This window comes from Streptomyces sp. NBC_01450, from assembly GCF_036227505.1.
In the GTDB taxonomy this organism is placed as follows: Bacteria; Actinomycetota; Actinomycetes; order Streptomycetales; family Streptomycetaceae; genus Streptomyces.
Window position 1 is genome coordinate 7,147,007 of record NZ_CP109480.1, and the last position, 15,875, is coordinate 7,162,881.

At 69.1% G+C, this 15,875-nt stretch carries 13 protein-coding genes; 4 read left to right on the forward strand and 9 right to left on the reverse strand.

Annotated features, from left to right (window positions below; translation table 11 throughout):
* Window positions 1-455 precede the first annotated feature (455 nt).
* Window positions 456-1,190, reverse strand: a complete 735-nt coding sequence (locus OG568_RS31870; RefSeq protein ID WP_329534027.1) for a hypothetical protein — start codon at window positions 1,188-1,190, stop codon at window positions 456-458.
* Between the two features lie 324 nt (window positions 1,191-1,514).
* Between OG568_RS31870 and OG568_RS31875 the strand changes: the two genes are divergently transcribed.
* Together OG568_RS31875 and OG568_RS31880 are read left to right on the forward strand one after the other, a co-directional pair.
* On the forward strand, window positions 1,515-2,042 hold the full coding sequence (locus tag OG568_RS31875) for a universal stress protein (RefSeq protein WP_266413729.1): 528 nt from the start codon (window positions 1,515-1,517) through the stop codon (window positions 2,040-2,042).
* Window positions 2,043-2,225: 183 nt separating this feature from the next.
* Window positions 2,226-2,795, forward strand: coding sequence for an acetate uptake transporter (locus tag OG568_RS31880; RefSeq protein WP_266582612.1), 570 nt, complete (start codon window positions 2,226-2,228; stop codon window positions 2,793-2,795).
* A 194-nt stretch (window positions 2,796-2,989) separates the two neighbouring features.
* Here the strand turns inward: OG568_RS31880 and glmS are convergent, their stop codons facing one another.
* Both glmS and OG568_RS31890 read right to left on the reverse strand, forming a co-directional pair.
* Window positions 2,990-4,807 (reverse strand): glutamine--fructose-6-phosphate transaminase (isomerizing), encoded by a 1,818-nt coding sequence (gene glmS, locus OG568_RS31885; protein WP_266413731.1) that lies wholly within the window; start codon window positions 4,805-4,807, stop codon window positions 2,990-2,992.
* A gap of 13 nt (window positions 4,808-4,820) precedes the next feature.
* Window positions 4,821-5,078, reverse strand: a complete 258-nt coding sequence (locus tag OG568_RS31890; RefSeq protein ID WP_266413732.1) for a hypothetical protein — start codon at window positions 5,076-5,078, stop codon at window positions 4,821-4,823.
* A gap of 164 nt (window positions 5,079-5,242) precedes the next feature.
* Between OG568_RS31890 and OG568_RS31895 the strand changes: the two genes are divergently transcribed.
* The gene (locus tag OG568_RS31895; RefSeq protein WP_329536515.1) at window positions 5,243-6,808 is read left to right on the forward strand and encodes a purple acid phosphatase family protein; all 1,566 of its coding nucleotides are present in this window, start codon (window positions 5,243-5,245) and stop codon (window positions 6,806-6,808) included.
* A gap of 34 nt (window positions 6,809-6,842) precedes the next feature.
* Here OG568_RS31895 and OG568_RS31900 read toward each other — a convergent pair whose 3' ends face one another.
* Entirely contained in the window at window positions 6,843-7,712 is an 870-nt protein-coding gene (locus OG568_RS31900; protein WP_329534028.1) for a DUF4429 domain-containing protein, read from the reverse strand.
* Window positions 7,713-7,797: 85 nt separating this feature from the next.
* Here OG568_RS31900 and OG568_RS31905 point away from each other — a divergent pair, with 85 nt between their 5' ends.
* Window positions 7,798-9,384 carry a beta-N-acetylhexosaminidase gene (locus tag OG568_RS31905; RefSeq protein ID WP_329534029.1) on the forward strand — a complete coding sequence of 529 codons (1,587 nt, stop codon included), beginning with the start codon at window positions 7,798-7,800 and terminating at the stop codon, window positions 9,382-9,384.
* Window positions 9,385-9,464: 80 nt separating this feature from the next.
* On the opposite strand, the gene OG568_RS31910 is transcribed toward OG568_RS31905, so the two are convergent.
* The 5 genes from OG568_RS31910 to OG568_RS31930 form a co-directional block, all read right to left on the reverse strand.
* Window positions 9,465-11,237, reverse strand: a complete 1,773-nt coding sequence (locus OG568_RS31910) for an IucA/IucC family protein (RefSeq protein ID WP_329534030.1) — start codon at window positions 11,235-11,237, stop codon at window positions 9,465-9,467.
* Entirely contained in the window at window positions 11,234-11,803 is a 570-nt protein-coding gene (locus OG568_RS31915; protein WP_329534031.1) for a GNAT family N-acetyltransferase, read from the reverse strand. The genes OG568_RS31910 and OG568_RS31915 overlap by 4 nt, the downstream gene beginning before the upstream one ends.
* Window positions 11,800-13,086, reverse strand: a complete 1,287-nt coding sequence (locus OG568_RS31920; RefSeq protein WP_329534032.1) for a lysine N(6)-hydroxylase/L-ornithine N(5)-oxygenase family protein — start codon at window positions 13,084-13,086, stop codon at window positions 11,800-11,802. The genes OG568_RS31915 and OG568_RS31920 overlap by 4 nt, the downstream gene beginning before the upstream one ends.
* Window positions 13,070-14,527 carry a lysine decarboxylase DesA gene (gene desA, locus OG568_RS31925; protein WP_329534033.1) on the reverse strand — a complete coding sequence of 486 codons (1,458 nt, stop codon included), beginning with the start codon at window positions 14,525-14,527 and terminating at the stop codon, window positions 13,070-13,072. The genes OG568_RS31920 and desA overlap by 17 nt, the downstream gene beginning before the upstream one ends.
* Window positions 14,528-14,730: 203 nt before the next feature.
* Complete coding sequence (locus OG568_RS31930; RefSeq protein WP_329534034.1) at window positions 14,731-15,588, reverse strand: siderophore-interacting protein; 858 nt, start codon at window positions 15,586-15,588, stop codon at window positions 14,731-14,733.
* Window positions 15,589-15,875 lie beyond the last annotated feature (287 nt).

Here is a 15,875-nt window from a genome sequence, read left to right on the forward strand (position 1 = left end):
AGGTGACCAGTTCGGCACTCGGCAGAATGTCGACATGGCAACTTGGCGTGAAGCATTCGATCACGAAGCGTTGCACTCGTGGGCCGTGCAGGGAAGTGCGCCTCGTGTCAGTGGCCAATCCCCATAGGGTGCGCGCGCCCTCCAGGGGCCTTTCGGCGCAGGTGGAACGGGGGTTGGGGGGTCGTTCGAGCAAGGGATGCGCGGGTGGCCGAAGTTGGCTGAAAAGAAGCGGGGGCGTGCGCGTAAACCGGTCAGTCAACCGGCTTCTTTCCTTCGCCGTGACGGCCGCCCCTGTGCGCCCCCTCGGGCCACTCCTGCCCTGCAAGCCGTTCATGATGTGCGAGTCGGCCAAATCCCGGGCGTCACGGTGCCGCGCGGGGTGATCGAGCCAGCCGCCGCCGTAAGGGGGCACCGCGCCGGGTGTCCCGGCTGGGCGTGTCCGGGCCCTGGGCGTCTCAGGCGTACGTGTCCGGATCCTGTGCGTCTCGGGCGTAGGGGGGCCACTCCTGGGTGCTCGGACGCTGTGGTTCTCGGCCTCGGGGACCGGTGCTCTGGGGGCCTTGGGGGCCCTGGCCCCATGTGATCAGGCTCTGCGGGGTCCGGTCCCAGGTGATCAGGTTTCCCGGGTGTTCGTCTTGTCCGGTCGGGCTCCGGGTGTCGGGGGCGATCCCCTCGGCGTGGGACGTCTCGCCGTGGGCCCTGTCGCCGCCGTCCCGCGGGCCGCTTCCCCTGTCGCCGCCGTCCCACGTGACGCTTCCCCTCTCGTCGCCGCCCGCTTCTCCGCGTCCCCCGTCGCCGAGATCCGGGATGCCGGGGGCCCTCTCCCCGCGGGGCGCTTCGGGGCGACCCCGGCGGCCACGCCCGGGGCGGCCGTGATGGTGGTGCGGGGCGCCGTCGCGGCGGCCGGTCCTGCTGTGCCGGGCCCGGGAGGGGGCCGGCTCCTCGGCGTGGAGGCGGGCCGCGACACGTTCGGACTGGCGCAGCAGGACCCGGCAGGCACCGGTCACGGCCGCCAGGCCCAGCGCCGTGCCCGCCGCGCCGGCGAGCGAGGTGCCGAATCCGACGAGGACGACGGGGACCAGGACGCAGCTGAAGGCCGCCCACCGCACCACCTCGCTCGCCGTGTCCGGCCCGGGGGGCGGCGTGGCGGGCGCCGGGGAGGAGGGGGACGCGGTCTCTGGTCCTGGCACGGTCTGCTCCCTGGTTCCCTGGTACTCCAGTGCTCTCCATGGCAGTGGCTCATCGGTTCAACGCCTGTTCGACCCGCCGGTCACCTACGAAAGGCCTGGAGCCTGGGTGAACCCTGTGCAAACCGCCTGTACGGGGCAGCAACCATTGCGTTACGGGCGCCTCTCATGCATGCTCCGGGGAACGCCGCGCAGTGCGCGCGGGATCTGGGCAGAGGAGGCGTGCCGCCGTACCCTTGGGGGTATGGGGTTGGGAAGATGATTCCCGGACACAGCTCTGCCGCACGTTGTCGTCCCCACCACGAGGATCCAAACGCCGAGATACCCATGGCCGGTCACGAATTCTTCGATCCCGCGGACCGCAAGCGCCCGCTCGCCGATCCCACGGCGCCCGAGCCCCTGGCGGCGGAAGAACCCCGCCAGTCCTGCGATCCTGCCTTCAAACACGGCGTCGTCGTCGGCTTCGACGGTTCGACGTCCAGCGAGCGTGCCCTCGCCTACGCGATCGGCATGGCCCACCGCTCCGGCTCGGGCCTGATCATCGTGCATGTCGCGAACCGGCTGCCCACCACGGTGTGGGCGGGCTGTGAACCACCGGTCTTCGTCGACGTGCCCGACCATCGCACCGAGGTGCTCGGACTCGAACTCGCGTGCGCCGAATATCTGGCCGAGGTGCCCTGGATCCTCGTCGAGCGTGGCGGTGACATCTGCCACGAACTCGAAGAGGTGGGGCGGGAGTACGAGGCGGACGCGATCGTCGTCGGCTCCACGCACGGCATCGTCGGACGTATCTTCGGCTCGGTGGCCGGACGGCTCGCGAAGCGCGCGCAGCGCCCGGTGATCGTCATCCCGTGACCTGATCGCCCGGCCTGTCTCCTGACCTACCGTCAACTCCCTTTGGCGGGTGCCTGGAACGGCATGAACCTACTCGCGCGTAGAGGTGGTTTGTGCCCTTGTGAAGGGTACATACCGGTCACCGGACCAACCGTACGGCCGGTACCACGCAGCACAACTGCACATGCATGAAGGGAGCCCGCCGTGGACAATGACGTCTCCGCGGGAAGCATCACCTCGACCCTCGGCCACCTCGCGCTCGGCCTCACCTTGCTGCTCTTCGGCCTCGGTCACACCCAAGTGATCGACGGCGTGACAGCGGCCGACTCCGTCTCCCTCGCCACCTACGTCGGTGGCGTCGCGCTCTTCATAGCCGGGCTGTTCGCCTTCCGTGACCACGACGCCTTCACCGGTACGGCCTTCACGGCACTCGGCGCGTTCTGGTTCACCTGGGGCGTCACGGCCGGCACGCAGATGTCCGCCAACGCGACCGGTCTCTTCCTGCTCCTGTTCGCGCTCGTCGCGCTGAGCCTGACCGCCGCGGCCTCCGGCGCCTCGACGCTCGTACGGGGCACGTACGCGTTGCTCTTCGTGTCGCTCCTTCTGCTCGCCATCGGGCAGTTCGGCGACTCCAGTGGGCTGACGAAGGCCGCGGGGTGGTTCGCCGCCGTGGGTGGCCTGTTGGCCTGGTACGGGGCCACGGCGGCCATGGCTCACTGGCCCACCGCACTGCCCGGGCGCGCCGCCGGCCGGGGGGTGACGGCCACCGGCTGAGGCTGGCGCGGGCCGGGGCATGGGCGGCCCCGGCCCCCTGAAGGAACGGGTCCCTGTGCGCTGGTGGCGTGGCACAGGGACCCGTTCTCGTGTTGTGCGCCTAAACCGGCGCCGCTCTCGCGGAGGTGGTTGCTAGTGCCGCGGCACTAGCCGCGGGGGTTGCTCAATTGTCGCTTCGGTGGGCTGGTGGATTACTACTCCACCGTCACCGACTTGGCCAGGTTGCGCGGCTTGTCGATGTCGCGGCCCAGGGCCAACGCCGTGTGGTAGGCGAGGAGTTGCAGCGGGATGCCCATGAGGATCGGGTCCAGCTCGTCCTCGTTCTTCGGGACGACGATCGTCTGGTCGGCCTTCTCCTGCTCCTGGTGCGCCACCGCGAGGATCCTGCCGCTGCGGGCCTTGATCTCCTCCAGGGCGGCGCGGTTCTTCTCGAGGAGGTCGTCGTCGGGGACGATCGCCACCGTGGGGAGGGCCGGCTCGATCAGGGCCAGCGGGCCGTGCTTGAGCTCGGAGGCGGGGTAGGCCTCGGCGTGGATGTACGAGACCTCCTTGAGCTTCAGGGAGGCCTCACGGGCCACCGGGTAGCCCCGGACGCGGCCGATGAAGAGCATCGAGCGGGCCTCGGCGTACTCCTCGGCCAGCTTCTTGATCTCGTCCTCCTGCTCCAGGATCTCCGAGATCTGCGCGGGCAGCCTGCGCAGGCCCTCGATGATCCGCTTGCCGTCACGGACCGACAGGTCGCGGGTGCGGCCGAGGTGCAGGGCGAGCAGCGCGAACGCGACGGTGGTGTTGGTGAAGCACTTCGTCGAGACGACGCAGACCTCGGGGCCCGCGTGGACGTACATGCCGCCGTCCGCCTCGCGGGCGATCGCCGAGCCGACGACGTTGACCACACCGAGCACCCGCGCGCCCTTGCGCTTCAGCTCCTGCACGGCGGCCAGTACGTCGTACGTCTCACCGGACTGGGACACGGCCACGTACAGGGTGTCGGGGTCGACGACCGCGTTGCGGTAGCGGAACTCGGAGGCCGGCTCCGCGTCCGCGGGGATACGGGCGAGCTCCTCGATCATCTGGGCGCCGATCATGCCCGCGTGGTACGAGGTGCCGCAGCCGAGGATCTTCACACGGCGGATCTGGCGTGCCTCGCGGGCGTCCAGGTTCAGGCCACCGAGGTGCACGGTGGAGAACCGGTCGTCGATGCGGCCGCGCAGCACCCGGTCCACGGCCTCGGCCTGCTCGTGGATCTCCTTGTGCATGTACGTGTCGTGGCCGCCCATGTCGTAGGAGGCCGCCTCCCACTCCACGGTGGTCGGCTCGGAGGTCGTACGGGTGCCCTCGGTGGTGTACGTACGGAAGTCGTCGGCCTTGAGGGTGGCCATCTCGCCGTCGTCCAGGGTCACTATCTGGCGGGTGTGGGTGACCAGGGCGGCGATGTCCGAGGCGACGAACATCTCCTTCTCGCCGATGCCGAGGACGACCGGGGAGCCGTTGCGGGCCACCACGATGCGGTCGGGGAAGTCGGCGTGCAGGACCGCGATGCCGTACGTGCCCTCGATCACCCGCAGTGCGTCGCGGACCTTGTCCTCGAGCTTCTCCGCCTGGGAGCGGGCGATCAGGTGGGTGAGGACCTCGGTGTCGGTCTCCGAGAGGAACTCGACACCGTCCGCCTCGAGCTTCTTGCGCAGGTCGGAGGCGTTGTCGATGATGCCGTTGTGGACGACCGCGACCTTGCTGTCGCCGGACATGTGGGGGTGGGCGTTCACGTCGGAAGGGGCGCCATGGGTGGCCCAGCGGGTGTGGGCGATGCCGGTGGTGCCCTTGAAGCGCGCGGGGACCTTGGCCTCCAGGTCACGGACCCGGCCCTTGGCCTTGACCATCTTCAGACCGGTCGACTTCGGCGTCGTGACGACGATGCCCGCCGAGTCGTAGCCGCGGTACTCCAGGCGCTGGAGGCCTTCGAGCAGCAGCGGTGCCACATCACGCCTGCCGATGTATCCGACGATTCCGCACATATATATGTATTCCTCAGCCGTAGACAATGCGGCGCAGCTGCCTGAGCGTGAGCTCCGGCGGCGCGACCGCGCGGTACTTCAGGTCCGCCTCGATCCGTTCGAAGATCGTCGCGTTGACCAGGCCCTGGGCCTGGAGCTCGCGGTGGCGGCGACGGACGTACTCCTCGGTCGTCTCGTCGAAGTAGGCGAGCACGTCCTGGACCACCCGCAGTGCCTCGCCCCGGTTCAGGGGGGTGGAGCGCGTCAGATGATCAACAAGTTCGTCGTGCACCCGATGATCCTGAGGTACGAGGAGCCGATTCGCAAGAATCCTGCCCGATATCGGGCAAGCGGCTGTTGAAGGTCTTATGGGGGTCTGTTAGCAAGCTGTCCATCCTGTGTCTTGTGCCGCGTCGATTGCCGGGAGCAACTTCTGTGGCCATGGACACTCCACGCATGGGCGTACCGGAGAAGCTCGCCGAGCGCATGACCATGGCAGAGCAGCACGAGTATCTCCGCGCCAAGTTCTCCCGGCGCAACATGATCAGAGGCGGGGCCGTGACCCTCGGCGCCGTCGCGGGCGGCACCTTCGTGCCGGGCGCCGTCGCACAGGCCGCGGTCCCGACGCGGGCCACGGCCACCTCGACGGAGAAGGTCGACGGCGCCCTCGTCGCCCCCTTCGGCCGTCACCTCGCCTTCGGCAACGACCCCCGCACGGAGATCACGGTCTCCTGGCAGGTTCCGGCCGAGGTGAAGAAGCCGTTCATCCGCATCGGCGCCCACCCCTGGGACCTCTCCCGCAAGATCGAGGCCGAGGTCCGCACCCTCTACACCCCGGCCGGCGTCGGCGCCAGCGGCGACCACACGCAGTACTACCTGCACGCCAAGCTCACCCACCTGCGCCCCGGCAAGACGTACTACTACGGCGTCGGTCACGCGGGCTTCGACCCCTGCGCGCCCCACCTGCTGGGCACGCTCGGCACCTTCACCACCGCACCCTCGCACGCCGAGCCGTTCACCTTCACGGCCTTCGGCGACGAGGGCGTCGGCTACCACGGCCTCGCCAACGACGCCCTGCTGCTCGGCCAGAACCCGGCCTTCCACCTGCACGCCGGTGACATCGCGTACGCGGACCCGGCCGGCGCGGGCAAGAAGGAGGACACCGGCTTCGACTCGCGCATCTGGGACCAGTTCCTCGCCCAGACCGAGACGGTCGCCAAGCAGGTCCCGTGGATGCCCGCGTACGGCAACCACGACATGGAGGCCTGGTACTCGCCCAACGGCTACGGCGGCGAGGAGGCGCGCTGGACGCTTCCGGACAACGGGCCCGACAAGAAGAACCTGCCCGGCGTCTACTCCTTCGTCTACGGCAACACGGCGATCATCTCGCTGGACGCCAACGACATCTCCTTCGAGATCCCCGCGAACCTGGGCATCTCCGGGGGAACGCAGACGAAGTGGCTGGAGGGCCAGCTCAAGAAGTTCCGGGCGTCCAAGGACGTCGACTTCATCGTGATCTTCTTCCACCACTGCGCGTACTGCACCTCCACGGCGCACGCCTCGGAGGGGGGCGTGCGACAGGAGTGGGTGCCGCTGTTCGAGAAGTACACGGTGGACCTGGTCATCAACGGCCACAACCACCAGTACGAGCGCACGGACGTCATCAAGGGCAACGCGGTCACCAAGAAGCTGCCGATCGGCGGCACGGCGTACCCGGAGACCGACGGTGTCGTGTACGTGACGGCGGGCGCGGCGGGGCGCAGCCTGTACGCGTTCACCGCCCCGGAGTCGTACGAGGGCCACGAGAACGAGGTCGACTCCGTCGCCTCCTTCATCAACCTCAAGGACGGCAAGCAGAACGAGACGGTCGCCTGGTCCCGGGTGCGCTACCTCAACTACTCGTTCCTCCGGGTGGATGTCACCCCTGCGCACAAGGGCCGGCTGGCCACGCTGACGGTGCGGGGGATTGCCGAGACGGGTGCGGAGGTCGACCACTTCACGGTGGCTCGACGGGTTCGTTAGCCGCGGGCCGGCGGGCGGTTCTCGTCGCGGATTCCTACATCCGCTTGAGGACCGCCCGTTTGGCCGTGGCGAACTCCTCGTCCGTCAGAATGCCGGACTTGTGGAGGTCGCCCAGTTCGCGCAGCCGGCGGAGCAGGGCGTCGTGGTCGTCCTCCGGGGCGATCGCGGCGGGCCGCTCCGCCGCCTGCGCGGCTTGCGGAGATGCCGTGGGATGGGGCAGCCGGGCCTGTACCGCCGCCGCGACCAGGGCCATCAGCGGGTCCTTCTTGAAGCCCCACAGTTCTACGGAGTTGGGGTCGTACTTCGGTGGTGCCTTGGTCTCCGCGCCGCGGACGGTGAAGCGGAGGTAGCCGTTCTCCAGGCCGACCGCGGGATGCCACTCGACGGTGGTGAGGTCGGTGAGGGCGAGGGAGCGGGTTCCGGCGGCGGACTTGGAGTCCTCGGTCTTCCAGTTCCACTCCAGGCGTACGCGCTCGCCGTCGAAGCTCGCGGTGCCGTCGCCGGCGGAGACGGACAGCGGCACGGAGGGGCCCGGGAGCAGATAGCCGTCGACCGGGTCGGTCGGCACCCGGTCCAGCAGCAGCGCGTCCCGGACCTCGTCCACGACGTACTCGGCGACGCCGTAGCGGTCGGACTCCACGGTGAGCTGGTAGGGGTCGTTCGGTTCGGTGAGCTTGCCGCCGGTCGCCTGGAGCAGCGGGTCCGCGCCGTCGCGCAGCCGGAGCCGCAACCGCCCGCTCTTCTTCCCCTGTTCGAAGGAAATTCCCGCCAACGCACCCAGCGGGACGGTCAGTTCACCCAAGGTCTTGCGGAGCAGGCTCACGTTCTTGTCGCGCCCCGGGGTCAGCCGCAGCGCGTCGCCGTCGAAGGTCCACGTCCCGTCCTTCTGGATGATTTCCGCCATGAGGAGGATTGTTTCACCGGGTCTGCGGAAGAGTGGTCTATACCCATCCGCAATTCGTTTGCAGGGTCCTTCGAAGGGAGCGCATGTGAGACAGCACAGAACGCCCCGCCTCCTCGGTACGCTGCTGCTCGTGGCGGCCGCCGGTGTCTCAGTCGTCGGTGCGGCACACCCCGAGTCGGGCCGCACCGCGACCCCGCTCGGGCAGGTGGTGCCGGCTCCCGCCTCGGTCGACGCGGGCGGATCCCCGTATCGCATCACCGACGGCACCCGTATCCGGGTCGAGGACTCGCCGGAGGGCCGCCGGGTCGGCACGTATCTGGCCGACGTCCTGCGTCCCTCCACCGGGTACCGACTGCCCGTCACCACGCACGGCACGGGTGGTATCCGGCTGCGGATCGCGGCGGGGTCCTCGGGTGCCGAGGGCTATCGCCTGGACAGCGGGCGAAACGGCGTCACCATCACGGCCGCCGCGCCCGCCGGGCTCTTCCACGGCGTCCAGACCCTGCGCCAGCTGCTGCCCGCCGCCGTCGAGAAGAACTCCGTGCAGCCCGGCCCCTGGCTCGTCGCCGGCGGCACCATCAAGGACAGTCCGCGCTACGGCTACCGCGGCGCGATGCTCGACGTCTCCCGGCACTTCTTCGGCGTCGCGCAAGTCAAGCGTTACATCGACGAGTTGGCCCTCTACAAGGTCAACAAGCTGCATCTGCACCTGAGTGACGACCAGGGCTGGCGCATCGCGATCGACTCCTGGCCGCGGCTCGCCACGTACGGGGGCTCCACCCAGGTCGGCGGCGGACACGGCGGCTCCTACACCAAGGCCGACTACAAGGAGATCGTGCGGTACGCGGCCTCCCGCTACCTGGAGGTCGTCCCGGAGATCGACATGCCGGGCCACACCAACGCCGCGCTCGCCTCGTACGCCCAGCTGAACTGCAATGGCACCGCGCCCCCGCTCTACACCGGCACCGACGTCGGCTTCAGCTCGCTGTGCGTGGCCAAGCCGGTGACGTACGACTTCGTGGACGACGTCGTCCGGGAGCTGGCGGCACTCACGCCGGGCAAGTACCTCCACATCGGCGGGGACGAGGCCCACTCCACCAGCCACGCCGACTACGTCGCCTTCATGGACAAGGTGCAGCCGGTCGTCGCCAAGTACGGGAAGACCGTGATCGGCTGGCACCAGCTGACCGGGGCGCACCCGGTGAAGGGCGCGATCGCGCAGTACTGGGGGCTCGACGACACCAGTGCCACGGAGAAGGCGCAGGTCGCCGCGGCCGCGCGGAACGGGACGGGGCTCGTGCTGTCGCCCGCCGACCGGGTCTACCTCGACATGAAGTACACCGCGGACACCCCGCTCGGGCAGGACTGGGCGGGCCTGGTGGAGGTGAAACGGGCGTACGACTGGAATCCGGGCGCCTACCTTCCGGGAGCCCCGGCTTCGGCGATCCGGGGTGTCGAGGCGCCGCTGTGGACGGAGACCATCGTCACGGGGGCCGACATCGACTACATGACCTTCCCGCGGCTGCCCGGAGCGGCCGAGCTCGGCTGGTCGCCCGCGTCGACGCACGACTGGGACACCTACAAGGTGCGGCTCGCGGCGCAGGGGCCGCGCTGGGAGGCCCTGGGCATCGGTTACTACCGCTCACCGCAGGTGCCCTGGCCCACGGCGTAATCGGGAAGTCGGGAAGACGGGAAGTCGGGAAGTCGGGAAGATGGGGCTCAGGAGGACCGTACTCCTGAGCCCCATCGGCTTCAGAGCCCCGCGATCGGGTTCTGCAGGCTGCCGACCAGTTGCAGCGCGCCGGACGGATCGGCCAGGTCCACCATCTGCTTGTTGTCGCGCAGCTGGAGGCGGTTCAGGCAGGACAGCGCGAACTCGGGCGCGAACATGTCGTACTGCCGGAACTTGTCGTCGAGTTCGGGCGCCGACTCCTGGTACTCGCGTACGGACTCGGCGACCGTCCGCCAGAAGTCGTCCTCGTCGAGGATGCCCTCGTCGGCCAGGTTGGCCGCGAGGAAGCGGAAGAAGCAGTCGAAGACGTCCGTGAAGATGGACAGGAGTTTCTTGTCCTCGGGGACCTCGACGCGGATCCGCTCGACCACGGGCGGCAGCACCGCCTGCGGGTCCATGACGGCGATCTCCTCGGCGATGTCCTTGTAGATCGCGCGCCGCACGACGCCGTCCTCGAGGACGAGGATGACGTTCTCGCCGTGCGGCATGTAGACCAGGTCGTAGGCGTAGAAGCTGTGCAGGAGTGGCGTGAAGTAGGCGCGCAGATAGCGGCGCAGCCACTCCACGGGGGTCAGCCCGGACCGCTCGATCAGCGCGCCCGCGAAGGAGGCGCCCGTGTGGTCGACATGGACGAGGGAGGCCATGGTGGCCAGGCTCTCGCCCTCCTGGAGCGCGGGCACGGGGCTCTCACGCCACAGGGCCGCGAGCATTTTGCGGTACGGGGAGTAGCGGTCGGTGGCGGCCTCGTACTCCAGGTGGCGGTAGCCGACGGCGGCGCGTTCGCGGATGACCGACAGGCCGGTGGACTTGAGCACCGGGTCGTTCTCGACGAGCTGGGCCAGCCAGTCGTTGATCGCCGGGGTCGCCTCCATGTAGGCGGCGGACAGACCGCGCATGAAGCCCATGTTGAGGACGCTCAGCGCCGTCTTCACATAGTGCTTCCCGGGGCTGGTGGTGTTGAAGAACGTCCGGATGGACTGCTGGGCCAGGTACTCGTCGTCGCCCTCGCCGAGGCAGACCAGACGGCGCTGGGCGACCTCGGCCGCGAAGGTCACCGAGAGCTTGTTCCACCACTGCCAGGGGTGGACGGGGATGAGGAGGTAGTCCTCGGGGTCGAGACCCTGGTCCGTGAGGGTCGCCGTGAACCGCTCGACCGTCCCTGCGCCCAGCTCCTCGCGCACGAAGGACTCGTACTCGATGCCCACACCCGCGGTGAAGGCGGCCCGGGAGCGGTGCGCGGCCAGCCACACCAGCCGGATCGGGCTCGCGGTCTCGGGGGCGTACGAGAGGTACTCGTGCACACCGAAGCCGAGCCGCCCGTTGTTGGCGACGAAGCAGGGGTGACCCTCGGTCATGCCGGTCTCGATCTCCTGGAAGGAGGCCTTCGCGAGCTCGGCGGACGGGATCTGCGGCTTGGTGAGTTTGAAGCAGGTGCCCGAGAGGGTGGAGGAGATCTCCTCCAGATAGACCGGCAGCACCTCGTCGCTCAGGCCCAGCGACGTCTTCAGCTCGATGAGGAAGTCGAGTGCGGCGAGCGGGAGTTCGGACCCGTCGCGGTGGCGGGTGATCGACTCGGGGTCGACCTGCCAGTGGTCGAGGGAGCGGCGGGTGGCGGTGAAGCGGTACCGGGTCAGACCGTCGTCGCTGCGGACGACGTACCCGCCGTCTCCGTCGGGCTCCGGCGTGATGAGGCGCTCGTGCGCGAACTCGGCGAGGGCCTTGCGGACGAGAAGACGGTTGGCGCGCCCCCAGCGCACGGGGGAGAGGTGGGCCACGGCGTCGGCGAGGCTCATGCGGTCACCCCCGCCGTCCGCTCGAACCGCTCCCGGGTGCAGAAGCTCAGCAACGCCCTTTTCTCCGGCTTCTGTATCTCGCGCTCGGGCACGAACCCGACGGCTTCGTTCAGCGCGTGCACGGCCGTGTTGCGCACGTCGGGCTCGACGACGACCCGCGCGGTCGTCGGGTCGGCGAACAGGTACTCCATCACCGCGGTGATCACCGCCCGGGTGAACCCGTGCACCGGCGTCTCCGTCGGCGCGACCAGGAAGTGCATGCCGACGTCTCCTGGCGCGGGTTCGTACAGACCGACCAGTTCCACGTGCGCCGGGTCGTACCGCTCCATCAGGAACACGGGTTCGCCGTCCAGCGACCCCAGGAACGCGTCGTGGTACTCGCTGGCCGCGATGGCCATGTACTCGCGCTCCACGTCGTGCAGTTTCGCCCCCTGCATCATCCAGAAGGCGGCCTTGGGATGCGTCACCCAGCCGTGCAGCAGCTCGGCGTCCTCGATGGGGTCGAGGGGGCGGATGGTGAAGGTGCCCACGTCGGTGGTCGTGCCGGTACGGCTCGTGGTGCTCATACGCTGAACTCCTGGAACGCGATCGTCTTCTCGACCGCGTAGTACTCGGTGCCGAGCAGTTCACGGATGATGGAGGCGTTGCGGTAGGCGCCCATGCCCAGGTCGGGGCTGGTGATGCTGTGGGTGTGGACGCCCGCGTTCTGGAGGAAGACGCCGCGGCCCGTGGTGTCGATGGCGTAGTTGCGGGCCACGTCGAAGTTGCCGCGGGTGTCGTAGCGCAGCCGGCCCTGGACCGGCTTCAGGAACTCGGGCTCGGCGTACTTGTAGCCGGTGGCCAGGATCAGGCCCTCGGAGCGCAGCTCGTAGTCCTTGCCCTGTTCCTCCTGGCGCAGGCCCAGGGTGTAGGTGCCGTTCTCGTAGGCGGCCGTGTTCAGGGAGGAGTTGGTGAGCAGGCGCGTCGGGACGGGGCCGCCGAGGTTCTTCTGGTAGAGCAGGTCGAAGATCGCGTCGATCAGCTCGCCGTCGATGCCCTTGAACAGGCCCTTCTGCTCCGTCTGGAGGCGGTAGCGGGTCGGCTCGGGCAGCGCGTGGAAGTAGTCGATGTACTCCGGGGAGGTCATCTCCAGCGTGAGTTTGGTGTACTCGAGCGGGAAGAAGCGTGGGGAGCGCGTGACCCAGTTCAGCCGGTAGCCGTGGACGTCGATCTCGCTGAGCAGGTCGTAGTAGATCTCGGCGGCGGACTGACCGCTGCCGACGAGCGTGATCGACTCCTTCGTCTGGAGCTCCCGCTTGTGCTGGAGATAGCGGGAGTTGTGGATGAAGTCGCCGCCGAGGTCCGCGCAGGCCTCGGGGATGTACGGGGGTGTTCCGGTGCCCAGGACCAGGTGGCGGGCGCGCAGCACCTCGCCGGCGGCCGTCCGTACGTGGTACAGATCGCCCTCGTACGTCACTTCCTCGACCGTCGTTCCGAAGCGGACGCTGCTCAGTTTCGAGGCGGCCCAGCGGCAGTAGTCGTCGTACTCGACCCGCAGCGGGTAGAAGTTCTCGCGGATGTAGAAGGAGTACAGTCGGCCGGACTCCTTCAGGTAGTTGAGGAAGGAGTACGGGGAGGTCGGGTCGGCGAGGGTCACCAGATCCGACATGAAGGGGGTCTGGAGGTGTGCGCCCTCCAGGAACATCCCTGAGTGCCACTCGAAGTTCGGCTTGGATTCGAGGAAGACGCCGTCCAGTTCGGCGATCGGCTCGGTGAGGCAGGCGAGGCCGAGGTTGAAGGGCCCGAGCCCGATGCCGACGAAGTCGTAGGTCTTTCCGGTGGCTTCGATGGATTCAGGAAGCGCGGTCAAGGGACTCTCCCAGGTACTGCTCGGCGTGGCCGGCGATCAGATCGAGCACGGCGGCGATGTCCTCGGCCGTGGTCTCGGGGTTGAGCAGGGTGAACTTCAGGTAGTGGCGGCCGCCGACCTTGGTGCCCGCGACGACGGCGTCGCCGGAGGCGAACAGGGCACCCCGGGCGTACAGGTTGGCGCGGTCGATCGCGGCCGGGTCGGTGACGTCGGCCGGGATGAAGCGGAAGACGAGGGTGGACAGGGACGGCTCGACCACCACGTCGAAGCGGGGGTCGGCGACGAGCAGTTTCCAGCCCTCCTGGGCCAGGTCGCAGACCTCGTCGAAGAGTTCGCCGATGCCGTCGGCGCCCATCACGCGCAGCGTCATCCACAGCTTGAGGGCGTCGAAGCGACGGGTGGTCTGCAGGGACTTGTCGACCTGGTTGGGGATGCGCTCCTGGACCATGCGGCGCGGGTTCAGATACTCCGCGTGGTAGGTGGCGTGGCGCAGGGTGGCGGCGTCGCGGACCAGCACGGCGGAGGAACTCACGGGCTGGAAGAAGGACTTGTGGTAGTCGACGGTGACGGAGTCGGCGCGCTCGATGCCCTCGAGGCGGTCCCGGTTCTTCAGGGAGGTGAGCAGTCCGCAGCCGTAGGCCGCGTCCACGTGCATCCAGACGCCGAACCGGGAGCACAGCTCGGCGATCTCGGGCAGCGGGTCGATGGAGCCGAAGTCGGTGGTGCCGGCGGTGGCGACGACGGCCATCGGGACCAGGCCGTCGCGCTCGCAGCGCTCCAGCTCGTGGGCGAGGGCGAGCGTCTGCATGCGCTTGTCGTGGTCGACGGGGATCGAGACGACCGCGTCCGCGCCGAGGCCCAGGAGTTTGGCCGACTTCTTGACGCTGAAGTGGCTGACCTCGGAGGCGAAGATGCGGAGTCCGGCGGCGGTGTCGCCCGGTTCACTCCTCGGCTTGGCCTCCTCGCGGGCCAGCAGCAGGGCCTGGAGGTTGGACTGGCTGCCGCCGCTGGTGAACACGCCGTCGGCGGCCGGGCCGAGGCCGATGCGCTCGTTGGTCCAGTCGATGAGCCGGCGCTCGATGAGGGTGCCGCCGGCCGACTGGTCCCAGGTGTCGAGGGAGGAGTTGACGGCGGACAGGACGGCCTCGCCGAGCACGGCGGGTATGACCACCGGGCAGTTGAGGTGCGCGAGGTAGCGCGGGTGGTGGAAGTAGATCGCGTCCCGGAGGTAGACCTCTTCGAGCTCGTCGAGGACCGCGCTGGTGTCGTGCAGCGGGCGGTCCAGGTCGATCCGCTCGATACGGGAAGCGAGGGCGTCGACCGTGACACCCGTGAACGGTCGGTCGGTGGTGGCGAGTTTGGCCGCCACCCGCTCGATTCCTTCGGTCACGGAGCGGCGGTACCGCTCCGCGGTCGTGTCATTGAGCAGGTGCGAGCGCATGTGGGGGTCCTCCGTGCGGGAGAGTCCGAGCGGGACGGGTGAGGGGGTAAGGCGGGGGCTGTGCCGGGACATGAAGAGGGACGAGGCCCCGATGTTCGACTTAGGTTAGCCTAACCTAAGTCGATCAAGCGACCCCGTCCCGCCCCGGCTTCAGTGACATACGCCTCTGTTTGAACCGCCCAGAGGCCCGCCACGCCTTCGAACTACTCTCCCTGCTCCCGCAGTTGCTCCTCGGTCAGCCCCCGCCGCCAGTAGCCGACGAAGGCGACCCGCCTGCGGTCGATGCCGCGCTCGCGCACGAGATGGCGACGCATCTCCTTCACACACCCGGACTCGCCCGCGATCCAGGCGTACGGGTTCTCGGCGGGCGGCAGTTCGGCGGCCCGTACGGCATCGACGGCCATGGGGGACCCGTCGTCACGTACGAGCCAGGTGATCTCGGCCTCGGCGGTGACGAACAGGTCCTGGATGTCCTCGGCGTGCTGGACCTCCAGCCAGGCCCGGGCGCGGGTGCCTGGGGGCAGGGACTCGAGGATCGCGGAGGCGGCGGGCAGCGCGGTCTCGTCCGCCCACAGGACGACCAGGTCGGTGTCGGCGGGCGGGCGGAAGCGGATCGCCCGGTTGTCCTCGACCGCCGGGCCGAGCAGTACGACGCGGTCACCGGCCGCCGCACCGGAGGCCCACCGGGACGCCGGGCCCGCGGGGACCTCGGCGTCCGGCTCCACGCCGTGCAGGACGAAGTCGATGTCGATCTCGCTCGTGCGGCCCCGGGCGTCCGGGCGCAGTGCCCGCAGCGTGTACGAGCGCATCACCGCCCGTTCGTCGTCGGGGAGTTCACGCCAGCCCTGCCACCAGCCGTCGCCCAGTTCGCACGGGACGAGCGGCTGGGTCTGGCCGGGGTGCGGCAGGAAGAGGGAGAGGCTCTGGTCCCGGCCGTGGGAGGCGAAGGCCGCCAGGTCGGCTCCGGCGAAGGTGATCCGGACCAGAGACGGGCCGAGCCGCCTCGTCCGTACGACCTGGAGGGAGAAGAAACGGAACGGGGCGGCTACGGCCGTCGTCATGAGTCATGCTCCTGAGTCATCGTCAGGGAATCACGGCAGGGGTTGGCAACTGCTCGTCGAGGAGCGCACACAAGGTCGTTTTAGCTCGATCGTGTGATGGTCGGCTTCCGGGCTTGCGGCGCCCTGGGGCATCCGGGTTAGCGTGGCTGTGCGATCTGGGACGCCGGGTGCGGTGCCAGCGTGCGGGGCCCCTGCTCCACCGGAGTGATGGTTCAGGGCCTCCCCGTCGCCTCTGGCCGTATCCACATGGCCAGGTCGCGCAGGGAACTGGCCTCCCGGGCTCGGAC

What these genes read in the sequence shown, in the direction of transcription:
- OG568_RS31895 (WP_329536515.1), top strand. Translation starts at nt 5,243, where the DNA reads ATGGGCGTACCGGAGAAGCTCGCCGAGCGCATGACCATGGCAGAGCAG.
- OG568_RS31915 (WP_329534031.1), bottom strand. Translation starts at nt 11,803, where the DNA reads ATGAGCACCACGAGCCGTACCGGCACGACCACCGACGTGGGCACCTTC.
- OG568_RS31900 (WP_329534028.1), bottom strand. Translation starts at nt 7,712, where the DNA reads ATGGCGGAAATCATCCAGAAGGACGGGACGTGGACCTTCGACGGCGAC.
- OG568_RS31930 (WP_329534034.1), bottom strand. Translation starts at nt 15,588, where the DNA reads ATGACGACGGCCGTAGCCGCCCCGTTCCGTTTCTTCTCCCTCCAGGTC.
- OG568_RS31875 (WP_266413729.1), top strand. Translation starts at nt 1,515, where the DNA reads ATGGCCGGTCACGAATTCTTCGATCCCGCGGACCGCAAGCGCCCGCTC.
- OG568_RS31910 (WP_329534030.1), bottom strand. Translation starts at nt 11,237, where the DNA reads ATGAGCCTCGCCGACGCCGTGGCCCACCTCTCCCCCGTGCGCTGGGGG.
- glmS (WP_266413731.1), bottom strand. Translation starts at nt 4,807, where the DNA reads ATGTGCGGAATCGTCGGATACATCGGCAGGCGTGATGTGGCACCGCTG.
- desA (WP_329534033.1), bottom strand. Translation starts at nt 14,527, where the DNA reads ATGCGCTCGCACCTGCTCAATGACACGACCGCGGAGCGGTACCGCCGC.